The sequence below is a fragment of the Clostridium sp. genome (assembly GCF_016650095.1).
Taxonomy (GTDB): Bacteria; Bacillota; Clostridia; order Clostridiales; family Clostridiaceae; genus Clostridium_AD.
In genome coordinates this window covers 1-8,025 of record NZ_JAENWL010000148.1, presented here as the reverse complement: position 1 = coordinate 8,025, position 8,025 = coordinate 1, and the positions used below count along the sequence as shown (strand labels likewise).

The following is an 8,025-nucleotide window of genomic DNA, read 5'->3' as shown; positions in this document are numbered from 1 at the left end:
TTTTCCATATATGAAAGTTCCGAATCTTATTTTGGAACTTGAACTTAGGTGTATTTAAAGCATTTTATTGAGTATTTTAGATGCATATGGTAAGCTAATCTTAAAATAAGTTCCTACTCTTGACATTATAGGAACTTTCGAAAGGTGTACTGAAATATGCCGTCTACAGGATCAAGTGAAACATTCATATAAAACCTTAACAGATATTATAGCCCTGGCAGAAGAACTGAAAATGGGAACTATTGAAAAAGTTATGGAGAAAAGTAATTTGAAACTTGGTATAGAATCCTTAAAAAAGTATTTATAGACCAGTACTCTCAAATAAAGTTTGAAATTTTCCTATTGCTTCTGGTTACAGCTATGTTCTTCATACCCCTTATTAAAACAATTCCCTCAAATTATTAGTTTGAGGGAATTTAACCACACTTTGTTTTATATGCTTCTAGCTATATCATTTGCAGAACTAATCGCTTCCCAAGCTCTTGCTGGCTGCTTTGCATCACCTATACAATAAATTTCATTAGCAGCCTTTTCTTTTAGAAGCTGATAATACAGAGAATCATCAGCACTTCCTCCAGTTGAAAATATTACATAATCAGTATCAATTGATATATCCTCTGTGTTATTTGGATCTAAAATCTTATCAAAGGGGTTATGAATATTTTCAGGTACAAGGGTCTGCCAAGGCGTGTACTGCTCTTTTCTCTTTTTGTTTGCTTTGATGGACACTTTACCCTCCTGAAACTTTACAACCTTTGATGCATTATATATTTTTACTGGAGTTTTTATTGCGCCCTGAATTTTCCCTGAGGGAGCTCCATTTCCCATCATCATCCATAAAAGCATGGATCTATTGGCCTGTACTACTCCACTCATTACATTTGGAAGCATTTCTACTACAGTAACCTCCAATCCTTTTTCATAGGCAAGAGAGTATGCCACTTCGCAGCCAACTACGCCGCCTCCAACAACAGTAACCTTTTTAACATTCTCTGGTAGTTTCATGTCTGTGCTTAAAAATTCTCTAGCTTCACTAAACCTTATAGTATCCTTGCCCTCTATATTAGGTATAAAAGGCTTTATGCCATTGCTGCAGATTATAACATCATATTTTCCTTTTAATTCTTCTGGAGTTACAGTGGTATTATATTTTATTTGGAGACCAGCCTTACCTAAAAGTTCCATCTGATATTGAAGATTTTCTACATATCTTAAAAGATCATGTTTTATTTTCATATTACCACCGTAAATTAACTGCCCACCTAATTTAGAACTTTTTTCAAATAGTGTAACCTTATGACCCCTAAGATAGGCTGTTTTTGCAGCTTCACATCCTCCAGGTCCTCCTCCTATTACTGCTACAGTTTTTATTTTATCTGCTTTAACAGATTTCTTTGTATCTTCAAAGCCAGTGTAAGGATTTAATGCACAGCAAGGATGTCCACCAAGAATGAAGGATTGTATACAACCCTCCTGATCACCCATGCAGTGGGTAATCTCCTTAACCCTTCCTTCCCTAACCTTCTGAGGCCAATAGGGATCCGCTAATAATGGTCTTCCAAGCATAAAGAAGTCACACCATCCCTTTTCAAGAACCTCCTCAGCCTTTTCAGGTTTACCAAGCTTTCCTACTGCTATAACCTTAGCCTCTATATTATTCTTTTTAAAGTAATCCTTAAGTGTTCCTGCTATCTCCTCTACATAGGGTATATCATCAAAATATGCTGGTGGATGTGGCCAAAACCAATTATCATAGCAACCTTTATCCACGTCGAAGGCATCCACTCCTGCTTCTGCAAGAACTTTGCAGAATTCAAGTCCCTCCTCCATACTTCTTTCCATTCCTTTAAAACGTTCTTTAAATACTTTTTCACCATAGGACTCTTTAAGCCCCTGGGTAAGATCGATTCTATATATTATAGGAAAATTCTCACCGCATCTTTTCTTGATTTCAGCCACAACATCTAAAGCAAACTGAAATTTATTGCTATACCTTCCAAGCTTTCTTCTATTCCATGGGGCTGAAGTAAGCTGATCCATAAGATATCCTTCATGTCCGTGAAGCTGAACTCCATCAAAGCCTGACACCTTTGCATTTATTGCACTCTGTCCAAAGCTTTTAACTATCTTCTTAATTGCTCTATCTGTGAAGGGTAGATGTGGCAATTGTGGTACATAATAGTTTTTATTAATGGAAGCTGATTTTAACATCTTGCCTTTTAATGCAGGTTCAGGAGAACCCACCCGTCCTAGTCCCGCTGTAAGTTGTATGAATATCTTTGAATCATAGGAATGAACCCCTGCTGTAAGATCTCTCCATCCCGAAAGCCTGGTTCTTGAGGAACCATCTATTCTAGGAAAATATGTAGTATTATTATCCTCAGAAACCGTAGGATCAATACCAAAGGACACAGGAATAAGTCCAGTAATAAGAAGCCCAGTGCCTCCCTTTGCCCTCTCTACAAAATAGTCAATCATTTTAGGAAGAGGTCTTCCAATTGGATCTGCCATATTGATATTTCCCATAGGGGCCATTATAATCTTGTTTTTAAGCTTACATTTACCTATTTTTCCTGGCTCAAATATTTTATTATATTCCATTATTAGTCCCCCTCCACAAATATTGTGCCATCTTCTTTTATATCAATTACTTGTCCATCATGTACATACTTAAGGAACTCATCCCCAAGCCCATCAACAGCTATAATTCTTTTATTAGTCCAAACATCAGAAAGTATTATTCCTGCCGCAGCAAGAGAATCTATATGTTCTGAAAACAACATTGCTAGTGGTCCTATACCCATTTGAGCAATAGTTTGCAGTACCATTCCCCCTGTTGTTGAGCCTATAGTCTTTGGCAAACACATTATTTTACCTGTTAAGTTTTTATTATATAGATCTTTATTATTTCCGTCAGAACATATAACTTTTTTAGCTTTCTTAAGGGCACTCTTTTGAAAAGAAGCAAGGGTATTTACCCCCTCATGGCTAACAACACACTCACCCTTAATATTTCCACCTAAAACAACCCTTCCTTTAAATGTCCTTCCCATTATATTCTCCCCCTAGCTATTATTTTCAATATTTCCTCATCCACAAAGTATCTTGCAGTTGTATAGGTTCTTAGCTTATTTGAGTTTGTTATAACAGGCTTTTTTGAACAAAGTGGGTTGTTCATATACATAAGTGGACAAATTGATGTAAGGTTTCCACCCATATCCTTTAATTTTTTATAGGTTTCCTTGTCTTTTTCAAACTCCTGTGCAACATTTGGTGCGGCACATAAAACCGTATTTATAGCTAACTTGCTTCCCCCCTCAGCCTGTAATGCTAATGCCAGTTTCTCTACCCAACCATATAATTGGTTCATGGTTAGTTGTGGACAACCAATAAAGCATATTTTAGGCTTTAAATCCTTGTCTTTCCAAAGCATTGGATAGGACTTTAATGTTCTTTCTATCTCTGCGTCATCAATAACATATGTATTATAACCATCCTGGAGAAGTTCTCTCTTTTGTTCTACAGCCTCGGGAGTTATGCCCTCAACATGGTAGAGTCCCACTGAACCATTTGATGCACTTGCTGCCCCCATATCCTTTAGATAGTCAATGGTGCTATCATTAATACCACTTCCAAGATATCTATCCAGACCCACTATATAAGGCACATCCTCAACTACCTTTATACCGATTGCACTTCCTAAAATCTGTGCCTCTGGTATTTTGGATGTTTTCACCTCAACTAACCACTTTGCCTTTCTTCCCTCATCTGTTAAAAGACCAAACTCTGGAACCTTACCAACAATCCCTCCAAGAAGCTCAATAACTCCTGAATTTCTATTGCTCCTAGCCCCTAATACTGAATTTGCAAAAACTACAGCTGAGGATTCCGCCCAGGATAATATCTCCCCTTTCTTCGGAACATTACCTACCTGAGGAAGATAGCATGTACAAGTAAAAGCGTTTTCATCCTTAAGCCCTACTTTCTTAAGCTGTGCTTCATATTCCTTCTGTTTTCCATACATGATCTTAAATACAACTTTTTCTGGTAAGCTGCATTTCACATTTGCATAGTCAATAGGTCTTGGGTCCACAGTAAATTTCTTTTCTGTGGCAAGTCCACTTGAGATCAGCTCTTCCATCATATCAAACACAGGCTTTAATATAGGAATTCCAAAGGATGTTACAAGATGTATGGGTCCATCAATACTTAACAGACGTTTTGCTCCAAAGGCTTCTCCATATAACACTAAGGATTTTATTGCTTTTTGAAGTGTAGCACCCTGTTTTCCTTCTAAGATGTCCATCTCTTCAGTAGTAAGCTCCATTTTATAATCAGCCATTTATAATTCCCCCCATTTATTTAAAATATATCCTTAAATCTTAAATTTTAGTACCAGTTCGTTAAGCTTTTGTGCAAGTTCTGCTTGAACTTGTGAAGCTTGCGCTACCTGCTCCATAGCTTTTGAAGTTTCCTCTATACTAATTTGAATATCTCCTGTATGTTCTGCGGAAAGCTGTGAATTTTCTGCCAGGTTTTCAACTGCCCTACTGACTTCACTTACTGTGGCTTCCACTTCTTCTGACATTGATGCAATCTCTTCTGACATAGCGCTTATAAATTCACCATCTTCACCATATTGTTTTCCTGATTTTGAGTATTCTTCTAGGACAGGTTTAATATTTTCTATAATGAATTTAAGTACATCACTGCTATTTACGGATAAATTTTTAAATGCAGTTTCAACTTTTATTATAGTACTTTGAATGGTATTTACAGTTTCTGCAGATTGTTCTGCAAGTCTTCTTACTTCCTCTGCAACTACTGCAAAACCTCTTCCCTGCTCTCCAGCTCTAGCTGCTTCAATGGCTGCATTTAAAGCAAGCAAATTAGTTTGTGATGCAATAGCTGCAATTCCATCTGCCATAACTTTTATTTCATCTACAACTTTTCCATCCTCTATAGCTTTTAATATGTTTCTTTCCTTTTCTTCATAAATACTATTGCTTTTCTCCAAAGCACTTTTAGCATATGCCTGAACTTTTCCTGCTCTCTCTTTAATTTGATCAGCATTACCACTACCCTCCATAGCCTTTGAAGATAACTCTTCCATACTTGAGTTAACTTCCAGAACAGATGCAGCTATTTCCTCTGAGGTGCTGCTTGCTTCTTGAACAGAGCTGTTTATTTCCACTGTTGACTGATCTATAATTTCTATTTTAGCTGTTATTTCTTGAGTTGTAGCTAGAATTTCTTCAGAAGATGCACTCATATCTGAAGCATGGCTCATTATTTCTTTTACTAGCCCTTTAATATTCTCCTGGGCTATATTTAAGGCAATGGAGGCTTGTCCAAATTCATCCATGCTTGTAATAATAATAGGATTTGAAAAATCGTATAAAGCTAATCTATTAGCTGAATCTTTTATCTTGTTTAAAGACTTCATTATATTTTTATCCACTTTCGATGATAGAAGAATTATAAATAAAATTGCTACTACTATGTAGATTATAATTATTTTCCTAACTTTATTAAACTGAGCTATATTATTTGAATTTATCGCCTTAGTGGCTTTCTCATTTTCACTAATTAATTGGTCTATTTTTGTTTTTTCTACAGTATCACTTAAATTCCCTTTAATCTCTTCTAAACCCTTAATAGCTATTAAGTTATTACTATATATGGCCTTAGAACCTTGGTTTATCTTATTTGCACCTAATATCCCCTGTACTCCAATTAAAAGCATAAAAATATATGCTAATACAAACACTACAATAAGTCTTTTTCTTACACCTAAATTTGCTATGAATTTCATACAATCCCTTCTCTTCCCTTTAATAATATGTTCTTGCAGCCATGTTATTTTACATTATTTTCTCTATCTAAGATAGTTTACACTGATTTATAACATATTTCAACATATTTTTTGTTTGTTTTTTCCAAAAAATTTCCCCCAGACTATAAATCTGGGGGAAATTAAAACAAACTTTAAACTTTAAATTTTAAATTTAAGCACCAATTCATTAAGGGTGTTTTTACCTTACCCGCCAAAAAGGTATATTAGCATATTTGAGGTTTTGAGTTAGGACCAAAGCAGAAAATATGTTACATAACAGTATCAAATATTAATATTAAGTAACATTCTCATACTTCGCAGGCGAAAAATGCCTGAAAACCCTTACGGATAAATACTTGTGTAGCTTAAAATAGCATTAATATTTACTTTTAAGCTACTTTTTTAGTCCCAAATTTCTCAGCAAAATGTTTAGGTAGTTTTAAAATAAAATTATCAATAAATCTATCTATTTGCTCGTCAGTTAAAAACAATAGATCCTGTAGAACTTCTTTTAAAACATCGAGAATAACTCTTAAAACTTCTGAGAAATTTACATCTTGAAGTTCGTCATGGATAAGAAAAAACAGTTCACCCATGGTGCGTTCATCCTTAGTATTTCTATTTTCTACAGCTAGCATAATATATCTGGTCATCACAATTGTAGTATGTGCAGTCATTGAATCATAAGAAAGACCTTGAAATTCTTTCCCAAGATTTAGATAATATTTACATAGTTTAAAGAAAACTTCAATGCTCCATCGTTTTCCATAAAGGGCAATAATCTGTTCCTCTGTTAAGCTTAAATCAGTACAAATGAATCCGATCCATTTCTTTCTATCATTGCGATCCCGAACAAAAACTAGTTTTACATCCAATTTATTATCATCTGCATCATAAATCTGCACCATTACTGATAAAAGATATTTTGATCTTCCAGGTCGTTTTTTCCTTGATTTATATATTTGGGATAATGTTTTTCTTTCACCGTTAAAAATATATTTTATTTTGGTAGTATTTTTAAGCCTACCTACAGTATGTAAGTTAAGTTTAAGTATTTTCATTATTATAGAAGGATAAGAAAACCAACTATCAAACAAGACATGTTTTGCAGGTATACCAGCCTTTACAACAGTTTTAAGCAAGTCAATCATAACATCTGTAGACTTTGAAATTGCTTGTTTTCTACGTTTGTAGGCAATGGAGTTTTTGTTTAGGCCTTCCTTCATTTCGCAAAACCTATTTTTTTCTTTATCAGAACTTTGTAAATTAAAGGAAAGAGGCACGAATGTATTGCCATCAGTCCATCCAGCTGTAAGCATTCTAAAACCTCTTTTGTATTTAGCACCTTTGCTTGCGTGATCAAAAACGTTAGAAAGTAATTCCACTTTTTTACTTCTAGTTCTACCGTAAAATGAGTCATCAACAATAATTGCATTCATGCGATCTTCTGAAGTTAAATTTGTTAAATGTGTATTTATAACAGTTCTTGATAGTTCTAGTAGAAATGTTCGCCAATTGATGTACATTGAATTTAAAAATCTATATACGGTGTCTTTACCGAATTTAGGTTCAGTATTTTCAGTTTTATAATTCATGTACATACTTTTGCCAGTATAAACAAGCTGCAATAGATAACAAAAGATAACAAAAGATATCGTGTACAGAAGTACCTTTTTCTTTATAGCAGTTAGATTTTTTCAGAGCAGTAATCACCTTGAATTTTTTAACAAAATTTGTGATAGATTTTATAAAAGCATTTTCATTTTCACTAATTTGTGGTATATTGGTCATATGAATAAGTCCTCCTAATTTTGATGTTTATTGTATTTGTCATTACTTACATTATATCATTTTTAAGAGGATTTTTCTATTTATTAATGCTTTAAAACGTTGATGTATCAAAGGTTTATCTATGTTTTACATGTGCGAAGTTTGAGTAACATTCAATTTATCCTTTTTATATTAAACTCCCAAAGTCGTTGGTAAATAAGGGAAGTGAAAGTTACACAAGTACATTGTGTAACTTTCGAAACGTCCAAAATCCACATTAATAATATATTTTGCCCCTAATATACCTTTTTGGCGGGATAGGCAAAACTACCCAACTTGCTAAATATCATGAAGTAAAAATATGATTATATTGCGTGCGTCATAAATAAGATTAAGGAGAATTTTTATATGAAATATAT

7 protein-coding genes are annotated in these 8,025 nt (G+C 34.2%); 1 reads left to right on the top strand and 6 read right to left on the bottom strand.

All coding sequences use genetic code 11. From position 1 onward, the window contains the following. Positions 1-175 precede the first annotated feature (175 nt). The gene (locus JJE11_RS10130) at positions 176-307 is read left to right on the top strand and encodes a hypothetical protein (protein WP_291635168.1); all 132 of its coding nucleotides are present in this window, start codon (positions 176-178) and stop codon (positions 305-307) included. 125 nt (positions 308-432) lie between these two features. Here JJE11_RS10130 and JJE11_RS10125 read toward each other — a convergent pair whose 3' ends face one another. The 6 genes from JJE11_RS10125 to JJE11_RS10100 all read right to left on the bottom strand — a co-directional run bounded on the left by JJE11_RS10125 (position 433) and on the right by JJE11_RS10100 (position 7,627). Next, positions 433-2,601 carry an FAD-dependent oxidoreductase gene (locus JJE11_RS10125; protein WP_291635166.1) on the bottom strand — a complete coding sequence of 723 codons (2,169 nt, stop codon included), beginning with the start codon at positions 2,599-2,601 and terminating at the stop codon, positions 433-435. 2 nt (positions 2,602-2,603) lie between these two features. Next, positions 2,604-3,053 carry a DUF126 domain-containing protein gene (locus JJE11_RS10120; RefSeq protein WP_291635163.1) on the bottom strand — a complete coding sequence of 150 codons (450 nt, stop codon included), beginning with the start codon at positions 3,051-3,053 and terminating at the stop codon, positions 2,604-2,606. Continuing rightward, positions 3,053-4,342, bottom strand: coding sequence for an aconitase X (locus JJE11_RS10115; RefSeq protein WP_291635161.1), 1,290 nt, complete (start codon positions 4,340-4,342; stop codon positions 3,053-3,055). The genes JJE11_RS10120 and JJE11_RS10115 overlap by 1 nt, the downstream gene beginning before the upstream one ends. Before the next feature lie 33 nt (positions 4,343-4,375). Next, the gene (locus tag JJE11_RS10110) at positions 4,376-5,815 is read right to left on the bottom strand and encodes a methyl-accepting chemotaxis protein (RefSeq protein WP_291635158.1); all 1,440 of its coding nucleotides are present in this window, start codon (positions 5,813-5,815) and stop codon (positions 4,376-4,378) included. Between the two features lie 410 nt (positions 5,816-6,225). Beyond that, on the bottom strand, positions 6,226-7,431 hold the full coding sequence (locus JJE11_RS10105; RefSeq protein WP_291635156.1) for a transposase: 1,206 nt from the start codon (positions 7,429-7,431) through the stop codon (positions 6,226-6,228). Next, complete coding sequence (locus JJE11_RS10100) at positions 7,421-7,627, bottom strand: hypothetical protein (RefSeq protein ID WP_291635154.1); 207 nt, start codon at positions 7,625-7,627, stop codon at positions 7,421-7,423. Before JJE11_RS10100 ends, JJE11_RS10105 begins: the two co-directional genes overlap by 11 nt. Positions 7,628-8,025 lie beyond the last annotated feature (398 nt).